The organism is Noviherbaspirillum pedocola, assembly GCF_016632335.1.
Taxonomy (GTDB): Bacteria; Pseudomonadota; Gammaproteobacteria; order Burkholderiales; family Burkholderiaceae_D; genus Noviherbaspirillum_A; species Noviherbaspirillum_A pedocola.
In genome coordinates this window covers 458,952-480,856 of sequence record NZ_JAEPBG010000004.1, presented here as the reverse complement: position 1 = coordinate 480,856, position 21,905 = coordinate 458,952, and the positions used below count along the sequence as shown (strand labels likewise).

The window sequence follows — 21,905 nt, the reverse complement described above, 5'->3', positions numbered from 1 at the left end:
ACTTCTTTTGCTCGCCAAAAGAAGTAACCAAGAAAAGGCGACCCGGAGATCGCGCCCCGCTGCGCGGGGTTCCCGTGTCGCCGAACCCTGAAGCGGGGCGCGGCTAAACTCGCTACGCTGCGCTTCGATCAAACAGACGCCGCACCTTATCCGCTTCAGGGCCCGGCGCCACGGCGCGATCAACGGGATTAAAAGCAACTGCAACTGCAACTGCAACTGCAACTGCAACTGCAACGGCAACGGCAGTTCGCCTTATTGCCGCCCGTTGCATCCGCGATTTACATCACCGATTCAAAGCCTGCATCTGCGGCGCGGCATAGCGCTCGCCCGCTGCTGCGCCCGGCGGCAGGATGCGGTCTAGGCGCTGCAGATCTTCAGGCGTGAGGCGTACGTCCAGCGCGCCGACGTTGTCCTCGAGATTGCGCCGGCGCTTGCTGCCCGGAATCGGCACGATGTCTTCGCCCTGCGCCAGCACCCAGGCCAGCGCCAGTTGCGCTGCGCTGCAGTTCTTCGCGCGCGCCATGCTCTCGACTTCGGCCACGAGGTCGAGATTGCGCTGGAAGTTCTCGCCCTGGAAGCGCGGCGCATTGCGGCGATAGTCGTCGGCCGGCAGATCCTCGATGCGACGGATCTGGCCGGTGAGAAAGCCGCGTCCGAGCGGACTGTAGGCGACATAGCCGATGCCGAGCTCGCGCACTGTCGGCAATATCTCGGCCTCGGCATCGCGGCTCCACAGCGAGTACTCGGTCTGCAGCACGCTGATCGGGTGCACCGCATGCGCGCGCCGTATCGTCGCCGGCGCCGCTTCGGACAGTCCGAGATAGCGCACCTTGCCCGCCTTGACCAGCTCGGCCATTGCGCCCACGGTTTCCTCGATCGGCACCCTGGTGTCGACGCGATGCTGGTAATAGAGATCGATATGGTCCACGCCCAGGCGCTTCAATGAAGCGTCGCAAGCCTGGCGCACATAGTCGGCATCGCCGCGGATGCCGAGGAATTCGCGGTTCTGGCCCCGCACATTGCCGAACTTGGTCGCCAGCACGACCGCGTCGCGCCGGTCGCGGATCGCCTTGCCGACCAATTCTTCATTGGTGAAGGGGCCGTACATGTCGGCGGTATCGATGAAGTTGATGCCCAGCTCGAGCGCGCGGTGTATCGTCGCGATCGATTCGGCTTCATCGCCCTGCCCATAGAACTCGGACATGCCCATACAGCCCAGGCCGAGCGCCGAGGTTTCCAATCCTTGCTGTCCCAATTTGCGCTTCTGCATTCGTCATCCTTTCATGGGTGTGCGTCGGTGCATGGATGCGGCGGCGCCGTGCCATCCCGCGCTGCTGAAAGACAAGCTCGCGGTGCGTCGGTTCCGTGGCGAAGCGTGGCGGCAATCATGCGAAGTGCCGCGGCCGGCCGGGCGTTACCCCGGCTGCTATGTCCGTGCCGCTGTGTCGGGCGATGCTTCCGACCATACGCTGGCGAGCGGCGCGGACCTTCACACCTGCGGCACAGCGCTGAGCTGCGCGCGCAGACGCCCGCGGCCAGCGCATTGTGCGCCCGGCGGGCCGGCGCGGCGCGCGCGTGACGACGGCGTTTTGCGCGCCGACATGGCGCCTTCCGCCGGGCAAGAGCCAGGGGTGAAGGGATTAGCCCGCCGCAAGCCGCTCGCCGAGCGCGCGCAGCAGGTTCGCACCATCGCCACGCCAGGCGCTGCCATGCATGCAGGCAAGCGTCCCCGGCGCCTCGCACGCCAAGCGTTCCAGCAGCATCCCGGTGTTGGCCGCATGCGCGAAATAATCCATAGGCTTGCGGAAGGCTTCGCTCGGATCCAGGATGTCGTCCTCGGTCAGGGCGCGTTCGCCCGAGCCGCCCTGCGTGAACAGATCGCCGCAGAACAGCGTGCCAGTGACGGTATCCATCAGAAAGCCGTTTTCCCAGCCGTGCGGCAAATGCGGCGCATCGATCCACTTCAGCGCATGCCTGCCCAGGTGCGCGATTTCGCCGTCGGCCATGGCGCGCGCCGGCCTGTCGGCGAAATCGTTCACCGAAACCATGGCCGCGATGCGGCTGCACATCGGCGCGGCCTGCGGCGCAATCGCCAGCCATTGATTCAACGATCCGCATTCATCGGATTCGAAATGGGATAGCGCGAGATGCCGCAAGCGCTGGGCGGGCATTACGCTTTCGACCGCTTCGAGCACCAGCGGGAAAAGCTTTCTCGGCCCGGTATGGAACAGCAGCGGCTCATCATCGACGACGAGGTACTGATTGAAGGAAAACCCGCCCGGCACCGCATCCAGCGGAGTATTGATGCGATAGATGCCGTCGGCGATTTCATGCACATTGGTTCCGGAAGAGGCATTCGTGACGCTCATGGCGGTTCCTCGGTTAGGATGAATGGTCATCCCGCATCACGGAGCGATGCGGGACGTTATTGCATAGGATCAGCGAATCACGGCTTGCCCCCTTGTGCTACCACAAAGCCATCGTTGCATGAACGAGCGCGCAGCGCTCGCCCGATCAGAAGGAGACATCGTGTCACATTCCCCGTTCGACCAGCCAGCACAGACCTGGGACGCGCGCTACAGCACACCCGATTATGTGTTCGGCACCGCGCCGAATGCCTTCCTCGCCAGCCAGCGCCACTTGCTGATGCCCGGCATGCGCGCGCTGGCCGTGGCCGATGGCGAGGGCAGGAACAGCGTGTGGCTGGCGCAGCAGGGATTGGCGGTCGATGCTTTCGACGTCTCGCCGGTTGGCGTCGACAAGGCGCGCAGGCTGGCCGCGGATGCCGGTGTCATGGTGAATTTCCATGTCCGCGATTGCGATGCCTGGAATTGGCAGGCAGGAACCTATGACTTGATCGCGGCCATCTTCGTGCAGTTCGCGGATCCGGCGCTGCGCGCGCGCCTGTTCGCCAACATGGTCGCCAGCCTGCGTCCGGGTGGGTATCTGATCCTCCAGGGGTACACGCCCAAGCAGCTCGAGTTCAATACCGGCGGTCCGGGCCGGCTCGATCATCTGTACACCGAGGACATGCTGCGCGATGCGTTCCACGAGCTCGACATCCTCTCACTGCGCGCCTGGGAGGAAGAACTGCGCGAAGGCAAGCGCCACAACGGGCCATCGGCGCTAGTCGGGATGGTGGCGCAAAGACCGGTGCGCTGACGACGGTTCAGCCCCTGCTGTCTTCCGGAGCCACGGTTCTGGTCAACGGCGCTCTCGGCAGATAGGGCGAGCGCGCGGTTGCCGCGTCAACGATGGCGCCGAAGGGCGACGCATGGACAGGCGCCGCCGCGCAGGATGCCGTTTTCGTCGTGGCTGCGCCAAGGGGAATCGAATAGCCGACGCGAACCGCGGTATTGCTCCACGAGGCGCTTCGTGTCTGCAGCACGCCGATATTGAAGGCGCCGAACTGATAGCGCAGATCGGCCTCGGCAACGCCTACGCCGGCGGTATAGCGGCCCTGGATCTGGCTGCAATCGTCAAAGCTCTGCGCATAATTGACGCTGGCCGAGGCCTGCAGATCATGCGTCAGATCCGCCGGATCGTAGCCGTACAGGATGTCCTGGGTCTGGTAGCTCAGCTCGATCCTGGCGCGCGGCATGGGCCGTGCGGCCAGCTTCACCATATAGCCCGCCATGGTTCCGGTCTGCAGGCCCTCGCTCATCATGGTCGACCTGTCGAGGCCGTCGGCGCGGGCCGAGAATAGCGCGAAGCCGGCTTCCGGCAGATAGCGGCTCTTGCTCCACAGCTTGTTGATGCTCGATACATACGAGGTTTGCTGCACCGTTTCGGCTTCCGTGCCGCTGTAGGTAGCAATGCGCCCGGCGCGCAGCTGCGACACCGACAGCCGCATCAGCACATCGCGGCGCGGCGCATAAACGCCATTGAGCAGCAGTTCCGAAGCGCCGCTGCGCACCGTCGCTGAGCCACCGACGCCGACGTCATCGCTCAACAGCCAGCCGCGTTCCAGCGCCACCGACGGCGCCAGCGCGCGGTAGCCGTCGACCCGCACGCCGAGCACGTCGTCGAAGGAACGCTCGCGCAGCGTGATCGTGCCGGTATCGACCTTTACCGGCGTCGGCTTTTCCGCGCGCGCCTCGCCGGGCAGTGAAGGCAGGTTATCGGCATCGCTTCCCATGAGCAATCGGTCCTGCGCCGCATGGCAAAGCGGTGCGACCAACAATGAAGCCAGCGCGCATGCACGCAGGGCCGCACGCAGAGCTTGGCGCTGGCTGGATGGAATGGCAAAAGGGCGGGAATGAAGGGCACGCATCGAAATCATCATAGAGCCGCACGGATGAGTTGGGCGGACGGAGGCATTGGAGTGTTGATCTCGGCGAAAGGTTCCGAAAAGAAATGCAAAACGGAAAAATGTCACCGCCCTGTCGGATTACGGGGCAGAGGGCACGCCGATCGCTTAGGATGGCAAGGGCGCCGGCGACCCCGGCGCCAACTTCAAGTCTGTTTGAGGGCGATGACATGGCATTGAACCAAAAGCTGGTGCAGGAACTCGTTGCCGAGATTGAAGGGGCGGACCCGATCGACTGGGCGATGCTGAATGTGGACGAGCAGCAGGCCACCGAGCTCATCGCGTCTTCCGTGATGGAACACTATGAAACCAATATCAAGCCGATGACCGAGGAGCAGCGCGATTACGTGATCGTGTCTTCGCTAGTCAAGCTGTCGCTGGAGAATTTCGTGTTGAATCTGCGGCTGCTGCAGGCCGGGGGGAAGGCTGGGTGACCAGCGCCGTGCATACGGCCTGGCGCAGCGTCAACTTAAAATCTCGCGCGCATCCCCGCATACACGAAGCGTCCCTCCTGCGGGAAGCCGTAGCTGGTCGAATACAGCTTGTCGAGCAGATTGCGCGCGCCGATGTACAGCTCGATCGGCACGCCGTCCAGCGCATGGTTGTATTGGGTATCGACCACGGTGGATGAAGGCAACGACGCGGTCTGGAAGCTGCCCGAGCGCGAGAAGTATTGCTCGCCGCGCACATGCACCACCGACACCGACAGCGACGAGCGCGCATTGAAGCGGTAATTCGAATTCAGCGACAGCTTGTGGCGCGGACGGTATTGCAGCACGTCGGTTGTTGATGCCGGCGATTCGTCGCGCGCATCCAGATAGGCATAGCCGGCGCCGAGCCGCCATTGCCGGGTCAGCGCGGTGGCCAGGCTGGTCTCCATGCCCTGCAGCAGATAGCGGTTGGTATTGGTCAGGCGGCCGGTGATGCCGTCGTCCTGGATGAAATTGCGTATGCGCGAGGAAAACACTGCCACATCGGCGCTCGTCGTGGCACTCCATTTCCAGTTCAGTCCCGCCTCGGCCGCAGTGCTGCGTTCCATCTTCAAATCCGGATTGCCGTTCCCTGTGTCATACAGCTGCACCAGGCTCGGCGCGCGCACCTTGCGCGAGAGGCTCGCGCGCGCCGTGAGTGCATCGCTCAGGCCCAGGTGCCCGGCCAGAGACGCAATCGGCGCCGATTCATCGCCGGTGCTCTCACGGCGTTGCCGCACCCAGCCGAGCGCGGCCAGGATGCCGCTCGCCGCGCCGGTCTTCAGGTCGTATTCGGCGACGGCCGAATCCACCCAGGAAGCGGCATCGAGGCCGTAGCTGCGCAGGCCATAGCTTGTCGTCGTCGCGGCGGCGCTGCTGTTGCGTCCGCTGCCATTGCCATTGCCATTGCCCTTGCCGCCGCCGGAGCCGCTGGCTGTCGTGGCCGTTGTGGTTGTAGAGGCGACATCGCGGATGATGCCGTTGTTGCCGTAGCTTTCGCGGCGTGTGTCGAGCGCGAAGTTCAGCGAGGCACGGTCGTCGAGGGCACGCTCGAGCTGCGCATGCAGACCGGACACCTTGCTGGTGGAGCTTTCGGCGTAGCCGCCGCTCTGCGCGGTCGACACCAGCAGCGCGCCGGCCGCATTGTCGTAGCGCTTGTCTTCCTGGCGTCGGTAGTTTTCATAGATCCACGAACGCAGCCTCGTCCTGTTATCCAGGGCCCAGTCGGCCGAGATCTGCACCGCGTTCTGCGCGATGCTGTCGGTGCGGTCGTAATGCGGAACCTGGCCGAAGGGATCACCAGCGGCGGCGACGCTGGGCGGATGGCCGAAGGCGCCGTTACCGGCGCTGAGATTGAGGCCCAGCCGCAATGAGGAGTTGAGCGTCCAGCCGATGTTGCCGTTGAAGCTCTCGAAGCGACGATCGCTGTTGACACGCAATCCCGAGCCTTGCGTGGCAGTGCCTGCAAAAGAGCTCGGCAGATTGAAGCCATCACGCGCGCGATGTTCCGCGGCGAAGAACCAGTCCACCGTGTCGCTGGCGCCGCCGAGGCTGGCGGCTGCTTCGCGGTCATGGCCGCTGCCGGCGCGCAAATCGACGCTGCCCGAAGTCTTGTCCGCGCCGCGTTTCGTGATGACGTTGATCACGCCCGCGGTGCCGCCTTCACCGTACAGCAGCGAGGCGCCACCGGTAATGACACGGATTTCCGCAACCTGCGCCAAGGTGATCGTGGTCGGATCGAATTGGCCGTCGCCCGCCGCATTGAACGGTATGCCATTGATCAGAAGCCGTATTTCGCGGGTACGCAAGCCGCGGATATCAATGCGCGGCGTGCCGTCGCCGCCGGTGCGCACATTCAACCCCGGCACCAGTGTCAGCGCCTGATCCAGCGTCTTGTAGCCGCGCTCGGCGATGTCCTCTGCGCTGATGCGGTACTGAGTCGACGTCTGTTCCGCGGACAGGGCTGCGCGTGGCGATACGACCTGGACTTCGCCCAGCGTGTCGGGCTGGGTATCGGCTTTGACCGATGGGGCGGCAAGCAAAAGGCCAAGCGCGGACAGGCCGCATGACGTACGAATGCGATTCTTCAAGACATTCCTCGGGTGTTCCGACCGCGATGCGGGCGGCGGATGGGGGCTGGGGATACCGCGGCGTGCGCCGCAGCTATTGACGGATTAAGTTTTCATGCGTTGCGACGTGGCATGCATAGCCAGGCCGATCAGTGCGCCGGCTGCGCCGAACACGGCGTGCGTGAACAATGGATAAGCAACGCCATCAATCAGCGAGCCGACGCCTGAAGCCGGGCCAAATCCCGCGAGCGCGTTCTTCACCAGCGGGGCCACGCTGTGCACTGCCGCACCAATGGCGGGGATCCACAGCCAGCGCAGCCTCAGACGCAGGGACACGGCAAACAGCGCATCGAGAAGCGCGCCTTGTAGCAGATAAGTCAGCATCTGCGCGCCGCGGCCATCGATGCCGACCCCGCCGGACAGTGCCATGAGCGTCGCGGCGGCGCCGAAGCCGGCGACCAGCCCGGCCGCGGGCGTGCTTGCAAGCAGCCGTGCCAGCACCAGGATGGCTAACCATTCGATGCCGTGATGACCGGGCAAATGCAGCGGCAGACGCAGCGATTGATGCAGCGCGACCGCGAGCGCGCCAGCGCCGACGAGCAGCGCGTATTGCGCCGGCAGCGACAGCGGCGCATGCCGCGGCGTGACCTCAGTAGCGCTTGATAAGCTCACGGTCGACGACACGCCATGGGCAGATTTCCGGTTCATCGTTGTTCTCCACGAAAAGGACAGGCTGGTGGTGCAGGAAAACCGCGCGCGGCCAGTTGCCTAGCGCGATCAGATCATCGGCCGGCACCGCTTCGAAGGCAGCGCCGGCATCGGGGTTGGGATGGCGCATCGCAATTGCACCGGTCGTTTCCAGCAATTCGCGCGCGCTGCGATGCTGTTGCGCCAGCGAGCGCAGCGACTTCAGCCACAGGAAGCGGCCGTCATTGCCGGTCGCATGCAGGCCGGTCGCGGCCAGCGCGCCGATGACGCCGCCGCCGGTGCCGGTGAGTCCGGCAATGCGAATGCCGTGACGCGCGGCCAGTGCGAGCGCATCCGCCTGCTGCAGTACGATGCGCTGCGCGCTGCGACCCCATTCGATGATGCCCGCGGGCATGTCGTTCTTGCCAACCAACACCACGCCGGCATCCGATCCATCCGCGCTTGCCCGCAGCAGATATTCGCAGGCAAAGTCGAATACGGTCTCGGGCGCGACGATGCGCTCCAGCGCCAGACAGGCCGAGCTGTTGTGCGAGGTGTAGGGAATGCGCGGATCGACAAGCAACTGGTGCCGCGTGATGCCGCGCACTCGCGCCAGGCCATCGCGCATGAGCAGCAGCGCCAGTTCACGCGCGCGAAAGCCGGTGCCCCGCGATTCGAGATTGTCGGTATCGTCGATGGCGAGCAGCCAATCGGCCGTGCCTCCCTGCTGCCACAGGCAGCCTGCGGCATCGAGCGCATGCCACTGCTCGCCCTTGTCGCCGTTCTTTCCGCCTTGTCCGTGCTGCTTCATTGGTCGACTGTCTTCCTGTTATTCTGCGCGGCGGATGGCGCCTGATCCGCAAGATCTTCACAATTATCGGGTTGACCATGCATTGATTCAATAAGCATGGGTTTGCATAAGTTATATCAATGCATGGGCAATATGCGGCGCGGCCCAGCCCGCAAGGCGCTGCGACAATGCGAAATACGAAAACAGGAACAAAGGAGCGATGCCATGAAGACGCGCGAAGAAGTATTCGGACTGCTCAGCTGGCTGCTGCTGGCATTCGCCGCTGAAACCATCGGCGCCATCGCCTCCATCGAGGCGCGCGCGTTCTACGGCAGCCTGCGCCAGCCTGCATGGGCGCCGCCCGGATGGGTGTTCGGCCCGGTGTGGACCACGCTGTACATGCTGATGGGCATTGCTTCCTGGTTGGTCTGGCGCGAGCGTGAGCATGGCGGCCGGCAAACCGCGCTAGCGCTGTACGTGGTTCAACTCGCGGTCAATACGCTATGGAGCTGGCTTTTCTTTGCCTGGCATCTCGGCGCGGCGGCGTTTGCCGACATCATTCTTCTTCTTGCACTCCTGGTCGCCACCATTGCGCTGTTCCGGCGCGTACGGCCGCTGGCCGCGGCGCTGCTGCTTCCGTATCTGTGCTGGGTGGTCTTCGCCACTGCGCTGTGCGGCGCGGTATGGCGCATGAATCCCGTGGCGCTCGGCTGAATGCCGCGCCGCATGCTGAATCTGGTTCATGCACCGCTGACTTTTTCTCGTTTGCCGGGAGCTCACGGATGGCCGAGCATCTCGTCATCCATCCCACAACAAACGAGGAGCACATCATGTTGTTGCAAGATCGCGTGGCTATCATCACCGGCGGCGCCGGCATCAATGGCCTGGGCTATGCCACCGCCCGCATGCTGGCCGCGCACGGCGCGCGCGTAGCCATCCTGGATCTCGACTCGGCCCATCCGGCCGCAGCCGCGGCGGAACTCGGGCCCGAGCACATCGGCATCGTCGCCGATGTCACGAACAAAGAGCAATGCGAAGCAGCCACGCAGGCCGTGCTGCAGCGTTATGGCCGCATCGACGTGCTGTTCAACAATGCCGGCATTACCCAGCCGCGCAAGACGCTCGACATCTCGGCGGCCGATTACGACGCGGTGCTTGACGTCAGCCTGCGCGGCACGCTGCTGATGTCGCAAGCGGTGCTGCCGGCGATGCAGCGGCAGAAGAGCGGCTCGATCATCTGCACTTCTTCCGTGTCGGCCCAGCGCGGCGGGGGCATCCTTGGCGGGCCGCATTATTCGGCGGCCAAGGCAGGCGTGCTTGGCCTTGCGCGTGCAATGGCGCGCGAATTCGGCGCCGACAACATCCGCGTCAACAGCATCACGCCGGGACTGATCGCCACCGACATCATTCGCGGCAAGCTCACCGAAGAGCGCAAGGGCGAAATCGCTTCCGACATACCGCTGGGGCGCTTGGGCCGCGCCGATGACATCGCCGGCGCGGTGGTGTTTCTTGCAAGCGATCTGTCGAGCTATTGCACTGGTGTCACGCTGGATGTAAATGGCGGCATGCTGATTCATTGAGGCGGCGAACAGTCCCATCGCCGGATGGCTTCGTAGGGTGGGCGCAGCCCACGCGGTCTCTGCATAAGGATGAACGCGTCGGCTGCGCCCACCCTACGGGTCTCACGCATTGACGCGGCGTCCATTGTATTTCGTGGGTTGGGCTGATAAGCCGGATATGCTCGCGGCCAGCAGACGTCCGATGTTGAGCTTGTGAGCCCAATCTACGCCGAATGCTCCCTCACCCCATCCACGACCGTATCCACCCCAGCACCCTGCGCACCGACTCCAGCTCTTCCTTACTCTTCGGCACCGCGAGGTGATGCGCCGTAAAAGGCAATGCCAGATCGCCGAAAGGCATGATCAGCCTTCCCGTTTCCAGGTAGTCGTGAACCAGCACGGTGCTTTCCACACACATGCCCAATCCGTTCTCGGCGGCGCTGAGCGTCATGAAGGCGCGGTCCAGCCGCAGACCTCGCACCGGGCTGATGCATCCCGCCGCATAGCGATCCACCCACTTGTCCCAGGACGCTAGCGACACATCGTTCTGGATCAGGTAATAGTCCTCGATGCGTGCGGGATCCATGGGCAACACATGCCCGGCGACCAGGCCGGGACTGCATACCGGCACATAGCGCTCGTCCGCGGCGATCGGTTCCACGCGCACGCCGGCCGATGCCGGCGGCTTGCCATAGGTAATGGCGATATCAATGCCGTTGCTTGAAAAATCCGGCGCCTCGTGCACTGCCCACAGCCGCACATCCAGCCCCGGGTTAGCCAGCAAAAAGGCTGGCAATCTCGGCATGATCCAGATCGCCGCGAAGCTCGGCGCGCTCTGTATCGTCACCACCTGCGGCTTCTCGCTTCGGTCCAGGATGGCGCGCATTTCCTCATCGATATCGGCGAACGAGCGGCGTATCACCGCATACAGCCTCGCCCCGGCTTCTGTCGGGGTCACGCCGCGCTTGGCGCGCTCGAACAGCAGCGTGCCGAGCACTTCTTCCAACGTTTGTATCGAGTGGCTGACCGCGGATGCGGTCACGGACAACTCCTTGGCCGCTTCCGCGAAAGACTTGTGCAGATATGCGGCTTCGAAGGCTTGCAGGCTCTTGATCGAGGCTCGGCGCAATGCGTGATATCGCTGAACTGGTTTCATCTATCGGTGCATATTCGTCGCTATTCGGTGAAGCGCAAGCTTAATACACTGGGTTTGAGAAAGCGCGAGATCGAGTGATCGGCGCTTCCTCTTCTGATCAAACCTACGGAGACGAACCAAGTGATGCAAGAACACACGACAGCATCCCTGAAGCGCGCCGCCTACCGCATCCGCCGCTATGCATTGCGGATGGGCGAAGTGCAGGGGCAGGGATACATCGGGCAGGCGCTCGGCATGGCCGACATCCTCGCCGTGGCCTACCGGCATGCGCTGAACTATCGCGCCGATGAACCGGAATGGGAAGGACGCGACCGCTTCCTGCTCTCGCACGGCCACTATGCGATCGCGCTGTATGCAGCGCTGCTGGAAGCCGGCGTGCTGCCCGAAGCCGAACTCGAGACCTATGGCAGCGACGACAGCCGCCTGCCCATGTCCGGCATGGCGACCTATACGCCCGGCATGGAAATCTCCGGCGGCTCGCTCGGACAGGGGCTGATCATCGCGGTCGGCATGGCGCTCGGCCTGAAGCAGAAGGGCAATCCGGCCTTTGTCTACAACTCGATGTCCGATGGCGAGCTCGATGAAGGCTCGACCTGGGAAGCGGCGATGTCTGCAGCGCACTTCGGCCTGTCCAACATCATCAACCTGATCGACATCAACAACCAGCAGGCGGATGGGCCATCGGGCAAGGTGCTGGGCTTCGAGCCGCTGGCGCAGAAATGGGAATCCTTCGGCTGGTTCGTGCAGCGCGTGCCTGGCAATGACATCGAAGCCGTGAAGACGGCTTTCGATCGGGCTCGCAGCCATGCCGGTGGACAGCCGCGCGTGATCCTGTTCGACACCCTGATGGGAAAGGGCGTGCCTTTCCTCGAACAGCGCGAAAAGAACCACTTCATCAATGTAGGCGCGGAAGAATGGCAGCAGGCCATCGCCGTGCTCGACGACAACCATCAGCGGGACATCCAGAATGAACAGCCTTGATTCGAACCGGCCGAAACTGAAGACTTCGGCAATGATTGCCTCGATCGCCGCGGAAGGCCAGCGCACCCGGAGCGCGCCCTTCGGCAATGCGCTGGTCGAGCTGGCGAGCCAGCGCGCCGACATCGTCGGCATGAGCGCCGATCTGGCGAAGTACACCGACCTGCATCTGTTCGCGCAAGCCTATCCCGAGCGCTTCTTCCAGATGGGCATGGCCGAGCAATTGCTGATGGGTGCGGCCGGCGGCATGGCCAAGGAAGGCTTCGTTCCCTTCGTCACGACTTATGCGGTGTTCGCCGCACGCCGTGCCTATGACTTCATCCACCAAGTGATCGCCGAGGAAAACCTCAACGTCAAGATCGCCTGCGCGCTGCCGGGATTGACCACCGGCTACGGTCCGAGCCACCAGGCTACCGAAGACCTGGCGATCTTCCGCGGCGTGCCGGGACTGACCATTGTCGACCCCTGCGATGCCATCGATATCGAAGGCGCGGTGCCCGCCATTGCCGCGCATCGCGGCCCGGTGTACATGCGCCTTTTGCGCGGCCGCGTGCCGGTGGTGCTGGATGAATATGACTATCGCTTCGAGCTCGGTCGCGCAAAGATGCTGCGTGATGGCCGCGATGTGCTGGTTATCTCCAGTGGCATTCTGACGATGCGCGCCCTTGAAGTGGCTGACGCGCTGCGCGCCGACAGCATCGATGTCGCGGTACTGCACTGCCCGACGATCAAGCCGCTGGACGAGGCGACCATCATCGAGGCCGCCAGGCGCAGCGGCCGCCTGGTGGTGGTGGCGGAAAACCATTCCACCGTTGGTGGACTCGGTGAAGCGGTTGCCTGCGCCTTGCTGCGCGCGGGCGTCGCACCCGCATACCGTCAGATTGCCCTGCCCGACGCCTTCCTCGATGCCGGCGCGCTGCCCACGCTGCATGACCGCTACGGCATTTCGACGGAGCGGATGGCAGCCAGCATCCGTTCCTGGCTCTGATCCTTATCCGCTAACAAGAAGGGAAACGCTGCGCGGCGCACGCCCGCAGCGTCAACCCGGCAACGCGCGGCGCGCGTGCCGAAGGCACGGTCTTGCGCTGACAAGTCCAGCATACGCAAGGAGACAATGATGAATACCAACACCAGCACGCGCGTTGCCAGCGATGGCGCAACGCACGCCGCGGCAGTCGCCGCGCCCGACATGGAAGCGCGCACCTATGCAAAGGTCGCCTGGCGACTGATTCCTTTCCTGATGCTCTGCTATCTCGGCGCCTACCTTGATCGCGTCAACGTCGGCTTTGCCAAGCTGCAGATGCTCAACGACCTGAAGTGTTATACGACGTAATGGTCTGTGTGACTATTTACTGCATCACTCGGATGAACGTCTTGGTCCTCCTTTATTCGATATCAGATGAATCCGTATCAAGACGAAAGAGTTGAAATTCCTGCAGAGCACGATGTGTGAGGTGTTGCGCTGGGGCCTCCGGAAGGAGCGCGTAGCGCGACTGTAGGAGGCCCCAGCGCGGCCGCCGAAGACACGTACTGTTTCGCAGCTCTGAAAGGGGCTGGCGGCCTCATATCCATTGTGCGCGCAGCCAACAGACGCCGTGTCCCGAAGGGCACTGTTCCGACCAACGTGCCCAAAAAGCGACAGACTGCGCGCTAGCCGGAATTGATATAAGCGTCAAGAGACGCAAGAACCACATTTCTGTAGCGCATCTCAGCAATGCTATGTGAAGCGAGCCAGACCGGAACTGGCAGTGCCGCCGCGATTATCTACGTCGCAGAACCGGTATTAGGCCAATGCAGCTTCCGGGTATGTAGCGCGGAACGCCACCTATCACATCAATCCCCGGTTGTTCGGAAGATTCCGCACTCACCTATAACGCTATGCCTCGATAAGCGAGTCATCGTTAGGTGACGGCACTCCTAATTATGCTAGTCGGCATTTGCATCTTCGGCGCGTGGACGTTCAGCCTAATGCGAAAGCTCGGCCTTCTCATGCCACTTCTTTGCTCGGGCGTCATTCGCACTGTCATGTGACGCTTTAATGCAAACGGACCGTTCTAACGCAATTGATCATGGAATCCGTCCCAGAAGAAGAGGTGAAAGTATCCTCAATATGGGTCTTAGCGTCTCGCATTTTTCCGTGCCAGCTTTGTTAGCGCCCACGGCACCAGTTTGCAGTCGCCTCGCCATGCTTCGAATTATCGTGCAACACCACATGTATGAATCGGTACGACCAGCGCCATAAGCAGGATTCAGCATGATGGCAGGCAGTACGTATTAGAGAAACTCATTGATTACATCGCATCCACAGGTGCGGCTACTTTCCGTCACACCAAGACGGAGCAAGTCGTAAAGGCCGAGAGGACTACGCGACATTTACATCTATAACCTCGGATACATCAACAGTACACAAACATTAGTTTCAGAAATTAGTGTGGAAATCCGATTTATGTCGTATGATGAAATATCAGAATAAATTGTGGAAAAGGTGGCGCATGTTCTTGGTGCAAACGGATAAACAGTGCCACCGGACCAGCGGGGATATCCATATGGAAACTATTGGCGATGCGCCTGATTGGTGCGAACGGTGCAAAGTTACTGTCGAAACGAGCGCTGTGCGCGCTGATGGAAGTGATGCGGATTCCTACCCGTTAAACGGTTTGAACGCATATCGCGCTCACCGTGGCGAGCATGTGGGACATATTCACAGGAGATCGCTACGAATCAAAAACCTGGTCCACAACGCGCTCGGCACTACATATTTGACCACTAGCCCGAGAACGAGGACTCGAACAACCTGCATACGCTTTGTCAGCGTTGGCGGCCCCGCTATCGCGCCCACCACCATGCCGCAACAGCACGCAGTACGCCCCACTCCACAATGGCTAGTGATGGCCTGTCCAGCGAATCGGTATCTTGCCAAATGAACAGCATCCTTGATCTTCCCGGCTGGAGCATTGTCGGAAAGCGCGTCGACGATCTGGGATACGAGTTCCAGGCCGAATTCGCGACTCAACCACAGGCCTGCACAAAGTGTGGGACGGTCGGAAGACTATACAAGCACGGACTGAAGGCCGCGACGTACCGGGATAGTCCCATCCGCGGCAAACCCGTACGCATCCTTGCGAACGTCCAGCGTTACAAATGCCGGGAGTGTGGCGAGACGTTTCAACAGCCCTTGGCCGGGATGGAGGACGGTCGGCTGATGACTCAGCGCTGCGCGGGGTACATCGCGGAACAAAGCCTTATAGATCCGTTCACGACCATCGCAAGACACCTCGGCGTTAATGAAACAACTGTCCGCACCATCGCGCAAGAGCATATCCAGCGCATCGTTGAGGCACGCGAACCGCCCGAGGCACATTACTTAGGCATTGATGCGGTGTCCATCGGCCAGCGGGTGCACGCCATATTCACTGATGTCGGGAACCGTAGAGTCATAGATTTGCTCGCCTCCCGCGATAAGCGCTCTGTGGCGCACTGGCTCAATGATTACCGCCACCGTACCGGAATCACGGCGGTAGCCATGGACATGTGGCGGCCATACCGGGAGGTCTCGCAGGATTTGCTCCCTGGCGTGCCTGTGGTCATCGACAAATTTCATCTAGTCAAGCTGGCTACGAAGGGGTTAGAAAACGTCCGTCGGCGACTATGTGCCGACCGGAGTAGCGCAGTCAAGACGAGCCTCCTACGGAGCCGACCCAGCCTTCTCCGGCGAGCGCACAAGCTGACCGAGAAGCAGCGTCAAAGTCGGGATATGACTTTGGAGAAGGTTCCAGAACTGCGCGAGGCGTACGAGCTAAAAGAGAGCCTCCTAAGCATCTACGAATTACCGAAAGACGAAGCATCACGTGAATGCCGAGAATGGCTGAAACGCATACCGAAGGGTATGGCGAAGGACTTCGAGGAGATTCGGTCGGCCTTGAGAGATTGGCGGCCGGAGATCTTTAACTACTTTGATCATCCGATTACAAACGGCTATACCGAGGCAGTGCATAGCGTTGCCAAGGCAAGTAGCCGAGTGGGACGCGGGTATTCCTTCGATGTTCTGCGCGCCCGCATCCTCTTAAATGAATTAGCCATGCCAACCCCAGAAATTGAGAAGGCGGTTGAAGCGGAAACGGAGGATTGTGAACACGACCGCTGGCAGATCGTTGACCGCTTCGCGGAGCGAGCGTTCGCCCGCCAGAAATTGCTGGCCGAACTGGGAAATAGGTGTTCTTGTTGCTTAGGCAGATTCAACTACCAGCAGTTGCAAGTCGAGCACCTAAAGGCCATTGTCCCCGGCGAGCATACCTCGGCGATGACTTTGGTCTGCTCTAGTTGCAATCGGCGCTTCCGCAGTGACCAGGACTCCGGTGATCCATCTACTTCCATCTTTTAAAACGGCGATTCTAGTATTTGCCAACATTGCGTGATAACTGAATGGGGAACAAATGAACGGGACGGATGCATCGGGAAAAAGAAAAGGAACACTTCGTGGACGAGGCGTGCGCCGGACAGCAGCACTTCCAAGCGGAGACATTGAAAGCCTTGAATCGCGCCGGGCGCTTCGGCAGCAGGTGAACCTTGACCAAGTCGTCTTGCATGTCACTTTCAAGACAACGGACGGTCTCACCTATACAAAAGACTTTGCTTCGCTCGCCGAAACCTATCCGCATCATCGTTCCCTTTTACGTCAGCTCTTGAAAGGCGCGGAGCTTTTATACGCAGGGAAGCACGTTACCTACGGTTCGTACAGTTTGCTGTATGGCGGCACCGTCGAATTTGTTTCATTTCTCAACTCGGACAGCGCTGTGCTTCCCCAGCAAGTCTTCAATATCGCCGATATCAACTGGCAAGTCGCGCTTTCGTTTCGCCAATGGCTGATTGCTACCTACCCGAATAGGTCAAGTAATCGAAAACTCTACGGGGCGTTGAAACTGTCAGTCGAGACAATTCAGCGAAAGCATCCAAAGGTGCCTGCCATTGGGGAGAAATTCACATGGCCCCCCGCACCGAGCGTTACCGACGCTACAACCGAGAGTTATGGCGATGAGGTCTGGCACCAAATGGCGTTGGCATGCATTGCAGACATAAAAATCGTCATGAAGGCTATGAATGGCCTCGGAGACATTCTCGAAACAGCTGCGCTGGTTAGACATGACGAAGCGCCGCCGATGCTGGAAAACCTATGCGCAGACCTCCGCCATCTGCAGGCGTTGGCTGGTATGACAAACAGCGATGCCACTGAAGATGCGTTGTACATGTTAGTGAAGGAGAGAACGCGATTCCGTGCCTATGTAAAGGCGAACAACATGACGCTCAAAGAGTTTGTCAGGCTGTATCAACGTGACGGCGGCATACTAGTAACGAAGGGTCGCCCCACCTTTCGCCATGAATTAAACATGAAGTCGAAGCGGGCTGAGGAACGAAGGTGCTTTGAAGGGTACGGACGGCGCCAGACTAGTGAAATGTTAATACGAGAGGTCTCGCGGTTGTACCCGTCATGGCCACTCAATATGAGCTCGCTGGACGCTCGCGAAGTGATGGCGCAGAAAAACTCGGGCACAGAATCATCCGTCGACAAGCGGATGCAGAACTACATGGCCGCAGTCCACTTGGGAGATGAATCAAGCCCTATCGAGCTGGGGCAGATGGCATACGTCGCACATAAGGCATTCACAGCGCACACGCTGTTTCCATTCCTACTGTATGTCCATATGAACACTGGCTGGAACCTGCAGGTCATCGTAAGGATGACCGAGAGCCTAGATGACCATCTCGGTCCTTGCGTTGAAGACGCTGATGCTGTGATGTTATATGGGATAAAGACAAAGAACGCCGTTGCCCCTGGTTTGGGTACGTTGATCCCGCATAAATCCAGCAAGACACATCCGTTAAGCGTGTACAACGTCCTACGGTTCATAGAGAAGAGACAGCACAATCTCCGTTCATCGCCGCATTACATGGCCGGGGGCCTTTGGAAGTACATCACTGACAAGTCAAGATGGGTCGATGACGGCGTCATTTCAGACTTGTCACGGCAGCTAAAATCTTACATTAAATTTTATGGCGCGGTGTCGTGCGCGTTCCTTGCTCGACATGGGATATGCATCGCTTCCAAGGCGAAAAAGGCAACCATTGAGCCAGGGCGGATCCGGAAGACATGGGTGACGAAGCACCAGGAGATGGGGACTCTTTTCGAGCAGATCAGTGAGCAGTTGGGGCACGCAGACCAATCAACGTCTGACACCCATTACGACAGCGACTCAGCGTCGCTACATATAAAGAACGCGAGACTGCGCTCTCTCCTCGACCAGCAGGTTGTGGACGTTACCTCCTATGCGGCCCGGTTGTTGGAGAGCCATTCATTGCAAGACCTCAGAAAGGCACTAGCGCGCCCACGCGATCGTACGCGAGCGAAAAGAATATTGCAAAGCGCCCAGATTAATAGCGACGCTGAAATAGTCCACCTGTTGTCGCCCATGGGGCAAACGTACATCGCTGCATGCAAGAACAGCCGTGCTCCGACTTGGCCCGGCGCACGAAGATTCGTTCCTGAATCGGACGACTGCAGGTTCTTCAACATGTGCTGCTTATGTAGGCAAGCGTTGATCTTCAAGGAGGCGCTCCCGTATATCCTGCGACGAATCAAGGACCTTGATCAGCTAAGAATGGACAGGATTCGACCAGTTGAATGGAGCCGCGAGTACGGCGCAGAACATCAGGCCTGGACCGAAATAATCAGCCGCTGGAATAACAAGGATGACGTAGCGGCGGCAAGCGAGCAAGTTGAAAGTGGTCAGGTTGTACTGCCGCTGACAATGAGGGGTGCCTAATGGGGCCCATCAGAAGCCAGATCGCGGAAGCGATCGCCAATATCCGTGTTAGCCTAGAGGACCCGGACGCTTGCGAAGAACGAGGCCTTGATCAGTATGATGAGGACTTCGAGTCGGAGGAGCTCAAGGATCTCGAGTGTCCCGGGGATGTGGCCGAAAAAACCGTTTTCCGCTTATCCGCGATGCCGATTGAGGAGTGGGGATCAATTCGCGTCACTCCAAAGAGTTTTTTCGGAGATTTGAGATGGGATTTCAGTATGTATCCACTCCCACATCCGCACCTGGGAAACTGTCTCGTTGTCCGTGCGGAATTATTGAAGGAGAAGCTTGAGCATTGGCGGGCTATCGTGGCCTCGCTTAGCTTTTACCGGATACCGCACTTCACGCCATTCGGACACATCAGAAGTTACTCTTCTATGCAAAGGGCGCCTGCTCGCATTACAAAGCTTGTTGGACTGTTCGAGAAGCATAATCTCTATATAGGGGATCCGAAAGCGAATTCCTTCCGTACGATAGACCATCTTTCCGAAGAAAGCGTCATTGCGTACATTGATTCTCACGACTCGGCCATAGTACGGGAGATGATAGCCTCCGTTCTCAAATATTGGAGCAGCTTGTCCACACAAGGCCTGTTGCCACACCTTTACTCCTGTTATACCCGGTTCATCTCGGAAGAAACGTACACCAAGTATGCCACTGAAGCATATGAGTCTTTACAACCTTGGGAACCAATTGAACTAGACAACTACGTGGCACTTGTAAGTCATTGCTTCCGTTTGGCGAAAGACTGCTCGGCGGATGCTCTTTGGCTATGGAGGACGTACTATCCATCGTTAGTGGCGTTCGACGAGGACAAGCTGTTATGGAACCCGACTGGCCACAGCGTGGCTTCTCAAAAAGGCGTAGACCTATTCAAATCGTACACGCCTTTCAATGTCGGTGAGAGCCCATGGTGGCGGCTGGGGCTAAAAATAAGGCTGACTAAAATAAGCCCGTCCCACATAGCTGCCACCCCGAGCCTCGTATATGCAGATACGGCCGATGGAGAATACTTGGACTACCGGCACGTTCTCGGGACCATCGCTTCCGTAATGCACGCTTGTATTGTCGTCATCTTTGCAACCACCGGGATGAGAAGTTCCGAAGTCGGAGGCATGAAGTCCGGGTGCGTCAGTATCGATGGAGAAGGCCATTGGCTTACCTTCACTGTGTTCAAGACCTCGGCATCATCGCAGGGTGAAGAAAAGAAGATTCCTGTTCCGGAAATCACTGCGCAAGCCATTGAGTTCTTGGAACAGGTCTGTTCTGAGTCGCGCCGGTACGGAAAACATGACTACCTGCTTTCGGCAATTCATCCGAGTTCCTTCGGAAAACGCATGAGTTTGACCTTTCCGAGACACGCAGTTATTCGCATGTGCGACGCAGTCGAGATACCTCGCGCCCACTGCCATCAATTCCGTAAGACCTTGGCGATGTACTTGATTTATCAGGATCCACGGAGCGTTCAGCTGATCAAAATGCTGTTTTCGCATGCGAGCCTCAAGATGACCATGCGGTACATCATGTCTTTACCATCGATTCACGACGAGGTCATGAGAATCATGATCGCAGAAAATACGGGGACTCTCGTCGATATCATCAACGCAGCGATGAACGAGAAGATTGGGGGCATCGCGGGACAACGAGTGAAGGAATCGTTGGCAGGATCGCCTTCCTTTGTCGCAGCACTAATGGATGATGGGAAGGAGACGATTGAGGCCTACGTACACGCCCTGCTGCACCAGGGAGCTGCGCTTCTTCATCGAACCAACTTCGCCATATGTTTGCGCACCCTGAACAGCGCGGAACGTGCCCCCTGCGATGCGCGCTCTGAAAAGGTGCGACGAACCATGCATCCGAATACGTCCATGTGCGAACCTCTCAACTGCAACCACGCGGTGTTCACCGAGGAAAATGTGCCGTCCCTCCAAAACATCGTTATTTTCCATCAGAAGTTGGCGACCGACTCGTTCGTCAGCAGCAACCAGGCTGCTTTCTCTGAAAAGCAAATCCGGCTGGCCTTCACACGACTGACTGAAATCGACGAAGCCCAAGCCGAGGCCTTCATGGAGCGAGTAGCAAATGGCTAGAGAAAAAATCCTGGAGCAGGTATACAAGGCGATTGGGGCGCTTCGCGCGAAAGGCGGCGGGTCACTTAACGTTGCCCAAGTTGCGAAACAGTCGAAGCTCGCGCGAACTACCTTCTACCAAGATGACCCAGAATGGGTTGAGGTGAGAGACGTCATCCATGGAAAGCCATCTCCTAAAGTGCCTCTTGTCGAGGTCAGCACACCCATAGCAACGGAGTCCGAGACTAAGGTGGCACGGCTCGCCACCAGAGTGGACGAGATCGAAACGAGAATTCGGAATCTCGAGCAGTTGAGCGACGTCGCATATCGACGCATGGCTGATCAGATACTTTACTACGCGACTATAGCCTCGGAGACGCCCAAGAAGCTGGAGAATCGGGGCCGCAACATACGCGAACTTAATGCCGCGCTTGATGAGAACAGAAAGCTCCGTGCGGCTTTGGCCGAAGCCGGAGCTGCAGCCGATGCACCGGCCGGCGCCGCCGCGCTTGTCTCGAAAAAAATCATCGCGCTTCCTTCTGAATTGCAGCCAGATGACATCTACGATCGCTTCTTGAGCGAACTTCACAATATGATCCCGTCGCGAGGAGCGGGAACACCGGTGGTAGCGGTCTACCTGTTATGCGGACTTCCATTGTCGGGGCGTTCAAAGTGGATAGACCAACATAAGGTGGGTGGCCCTGGTGTGGCGTTATATGTGGAGACCACCGGGCATAACGCCAAGATAAGAAGTCGTTTTATCGACCGGCTGCGAGAGAAATCGGATGCGTCGATCCATTGCGTAAGACTGCGTGCGGACGTGGCGACATGCATACAACGCAGCAGTTTGCAAAATCAGGGCGCAAAGCATCTTTTGACTGAGCGGCGAATCCAAAAGCTGGCTACTGACTTCGAAGAAGTCTCGCTCGCGGAGCAGTTCAATTCAATAATCCTTGCATAG

Annotated in this window: 18 protein-coding genes and 1 pseudogene; 11 read left to right on the top strand and 8 right to left on the bottom strand. The window is 59.7% G+C overall.

Annotated features, from left to right (window positions below; translation table 11 throughout):
- The 3 genes from JJB74_RS33250 to JJB74_RS13115 form a co-directional block, all read right to left on the bottom strand.
- On the bottom strand, positions 1-240 hold a 240-nt coding region (locus JJB74_RS33250), incomplete at its 3' end, for a hypothetical protein (RefSeq protein WP_234484143.1).
- 43 nt (positions 241-283) lie between these two features.
- The gene (locus JJB74_RS13120; protein ID WP_200592303.1) at positions 284-1,270 is read right to left on the bottom strand and encodes an aldo/keto reductase; all 987 of its coding nucleotides are present in this window, start codon (positions 1,268-1,270) and stop codon (positions 284-286) included.
- 370 nt (positions 1,271-1,640) lie between these two features.
- Positions 1,641-2,369 (bottom strand): oxygen-binding di-iron domain-containing protein, encoded by a 729-nt coding sequence (locus JJB74_RS13115; protein ID WP_200592302.1) that lies wholly within the window; start codon positions 2,367-2,369, stop codon positions 1,641-1,643.
- Between the two features lie 160 nt (positions 2,370-2,529).
- Here JJB74_RS13115 and JJB74_RS13110 point away from each other — a divergent pair, with 160 nt between their 5' ends.
- Positions 2,530-3,162 carry an SAM-dependent methyltransferase gene (locus JJB74_RS13110; protein ID WP_325170125.1) on the top strand — a complete coding sequence of 211 codons (633 nt, stop codon included), beginning with the start codon at positions 2,530-2,532 and terminating at the stop codon, positions 3,160-3,162.
- A gap of 7 nt (positions 3,163-3,169) precedes the next feature.
- Here JJB74_RS13110 and JJB74_RS13105 read toward each other — a convergent pair whose 3' ends face one another.
- A complete protein-coding gene (locus JJB74_RS13105; protein WP_200592300.1) occupies positions 3,170-4,138 on the bottom strand; it encodes a hypothetical protein in 969 nt (322 codons plus the stop codon).
- A gap of 341 nt (positions 4,139-4,479) precedes the next feature.
- Between JJB74_RS13105 and JJB74_RS13100 the strand changes: the two genes are divergently transcribed.
- On the top strand, positions 4,480-4,743 hold the full coding sequence (locus JJB74_RS13100; RefSeq protein WP_200592299.1) for a hypothetical protein: 264 nt from the start codon (positions 4,480-4,482) through the stop codon (positions 4,741-4,743).
- Positions 4,744-4,778: 35 nt separating this feature from the next.
- Here JJB74_RS13100 and JJB74_RS13095 read toward each other — a convergent pair whose 3' ends face one another.
- The 3 genes from JJB74_RS13095 to JJB74_RS13085 all read right to left on the bottom strand — a co-directional run bounded on the left by JJB74_RS13095 (position 4,779) and on the right by JJB74_RS13085 (position 8,346).
- Positions 4,779-6,869: a TonB-dependent receptor gene (locus JJB74_RS13095; RefSeq protein WP_200592298.1), complete on the bottom strand. Its 2,091-nt coding sequence runs from the start codon at positions 6,867-6,869 to the stop codon at positions 4,779-4,781.
- Between the two features lie 84 nt (positions 6,870-6,953).
- Entirely contained in the window at positions 6,954-7,556 is a 603-nt protein-coding gene (locus JJB74_RS13090) for a hypothetical protein (RefSeq protein WP_200592297.1), read from the bottom strand.
- Positions 7,498-8,346: a hypothetical protein gene (locus JJB74_RS13085; protein WP_200592296.1), complete on the bottom strand. Its 849-nt coding sequence runs from the start codon at positions 8,344-8,346 to the stop codon at positions 7,498-7,500. The genes JJB74_RS13090 and JJB74_RS13085 overlap by 59 nt, the downstream gene beginning before the upstream one ends.
- Positions 8,347-8,550: 204 nt before the next feature.
- On the opposite strand from JJB74_RS13085, the gene JJB74_RS13080 reads away from it, so the two are divergent.
- Positions 8,551-9,039, top strand: coding sequence for a TspO/MBR family protein (locus tag JJB74_RS13080; protein WP_200592295.1), 489 nt, complete (start codon positions 8,551-8,553; stop codon positions 9,037-9,039).
- Between the two features lie 116 nt (positions 9,040-9,155).
- Complete coding sequence (locus JJB74_RS13075) at positions 9,156-9,905, top strand: SDR family NAD(P)-dependent oxidoreductase (protein WP_200592294.1); 750 nt, start codon at positions 9,156-9,158, stop codon at positions 9,903-9,905.
- A gap of 220 nt (positions 9,906-10,125) precedes the next feature.
- Here the strand turns inward: JJB74_RS13075 and JJB74_RS13070 are convergent, their stop codons facing one another.
- Positions 10,126-11,040 (bottom strand): LysR substrate-binding domain-containing protein, encoded by a 915-nt coding sequence (locus tag JJB74_RS13070; protein WP_200592293.1) that lies wholly within the window; start codon positions 11,038-11,040, stop codon positions 10,126-10,128.
- A 123-nt stretch (positions 11,041-11,163) separates the two neighbouring features.
- Here JJB74_RS13070 and JJB74_RS13065 point away from each other — a divergent pair, with 123 nt between their 5' ends.
- The 7 genes and pseudogenes from JJB74_RS13065 (at position 11,164) to JJB74_RS13035 (ending at position 21,905) form a co-directional block, all read left to right on the top strand.
- Complete coding sequence (locus tag JJB74_RS13065; protein WP_200592340.1) at positions 11,164-12,021, top strand: transketolase; 858 nt, start codon at positions 11,164-11,166, stop codon at positions 12,019-12,021.
- Complete coding sequence (locus tag JJB74_RS13060) at positions 12,008-13,006, top strand: transketolase family protein (protein WP_200592292.1); 999 nt, start codon at positions 12,008-12,010, stop codon at positions 13,004-13,006. The genes JJB74_RS13065 and JJB74_RS13060 overlap by 14 nt, the downstream gene beginning before the upstream one ends.
- A 129-nt stretch (positions 13,007-13,135) precedes the next feature.
- Positions 13,136-13,336: pseudogene (locus tag JJB74_RS13055) on the top strand (MFS transporter); the annotation flags it as partial.
- A gap of 1,602 nt (positions 13,337-14,938) precedes the next feature.
- A complete protein-coding gene (locus JJB74_RS13050) occupies positions 14,939-16,399 on the top strand; it encodes an ISL3 family transposase (protein ID WP_200592291.1) in 1,461 nt (486 codons plus the stop codon).
- A 52-nt stretch (positions 16,400-16,451) separates the two neighbouring features.
- Positions 16,452-18,836: a hypothetical protein gene (locus JJB74_RS13045; protein ID WP_200592290.1), complete on the top strand. Its 2,385-nt coding sequence runs from the start codon at positions 16,452-16,454 to the stop codon at positions 18,834-18,836.
- Positions 18,836-20,965, top strand: coding sequence for a tyrosine-type recombinase/integrase (locus JJB74_RS13040; protein ID WP_200592289.1), 2,130 nt, complete (start codon positions 18,836-18,838; stop codon positions 20,963-20,965). Before JJB74_RS13045 ends, JJB74_RS13040 begins: the two co-directional genes overlap by 1 nt.
- Positions 20,958-21,905, top strand: a complete 948-nt coding sequence (locus JJB74_RS13035; protein WP_200592288.1) for a hypothetical protein — start codon at positions 20,958-20,960, stop codon at positions 21,903-21,905. The genes JJB74_RS13040 and JJB74_RS13035 overlap by 8 nt, the downstream gene beginning before the upstream one ends.

Coding starts and splice junctions, on each gene's coding strand:
- JJB74_RS13120 (WP_200592303.1), bottom strand. CDS start 1,270: ATGCAGAAGCGCAAATTGGGACAGCAAGGATTGGAAACCTCGGCGCTC.
- JJB74_RS13115 (WP_200592302.1), bottom strand. CDS start 2,369: ATGAGCGTCACGAATGCCTCTTCCGGAACCAATGTGCATGAAATCGCC.
- JJB74_RS13105 (WP_200592300.1), bottom strand. CDS start 4,138: ATGGGAAGCGATGCCGATAACCTGCCTTCACTGCCCGGCGAGGCGCGC.
- JJB74_RS13100 (WP_200592299.1), top strand. CDS start 4,480: ATGGCATTGAACCAAAAGCTGGTGCAGGAACTCGTTGCCGAGATTGAA.
- JJB74_RS13090 (WP_200592297.1), bottom strand. CDS start 7,556: ATGAACCGGAAATCTGCCCATGGCGTGTCGTCGACCGTGAGCTTATCA.
- JJB74_RS13085 (WP_200592296.1), bottom strand. CDS start 8,346: ATGAAGCAGCACGGACAAGGCGGAAAGAACGGCGACAAGGGCGAGCAG.
- JJB74_RS13080 (WP_200592295.1), top strand. CDS start 8,551: ATGAAGACGCGCGAAGAAGTATTCGGACTGCTCAGCTGGCTGCTGCTG.
- JJB74_RS13075 (WP_200592294.1), top strand. CDS start 9,156: ATGTTGTTGCAAGATCGCGTGGCTATCATCACCGGCGGCGCCGGCATC.
- JJB74_RS13070 (WP_200592293.1), bottom strand. CDS start 11,040: ATGAAACCAGTTCAGCGATATCACGCATTGCGCCGAGCCTCGATCAAG.
- JJB74_RS13065 (WP_200592340.1), top strand. CDS start 11,164: ATGCAAGAACACACGACAGCATCCCTGAAGCGCGCCGCCTACCGCATC.
- JJB74_RS13060 (WP_200592292.1), top strand. CDS start 12,008: ATGAACAGCCTTGATTCGAACCGGCCGAAACTGAAGACTTCGGCAATG.
- JJB74_RS13050 (WP_200592291.1), top strand. CDS start 14,939: ATGAACAGCATCCTTGATCTTCCCGGCTGGAGCATTGTCGGAAAGCGC.
- JJB74_RS13045 (WP_200592290.1), top strand. CDS start 16,452: ATGAACGGGACGGATGCATCGGGAAAAAGAAAAGGAACACTTCGTGGA.
- JJB74_RS13040 (WP_200592289.1), top strand. CDS start 18,836: ATGGGGCCCATCAGAAGCCAGATCGCGGAAGCGATCGCCAATATCCGT.
- JJB74_RS13035 (WP_200592288.1), top strand. CDS start 20,958: ATGGCTAGAGAAAAAATCCTGGAGCAGGTATACAAGGCGATTGGGGCG.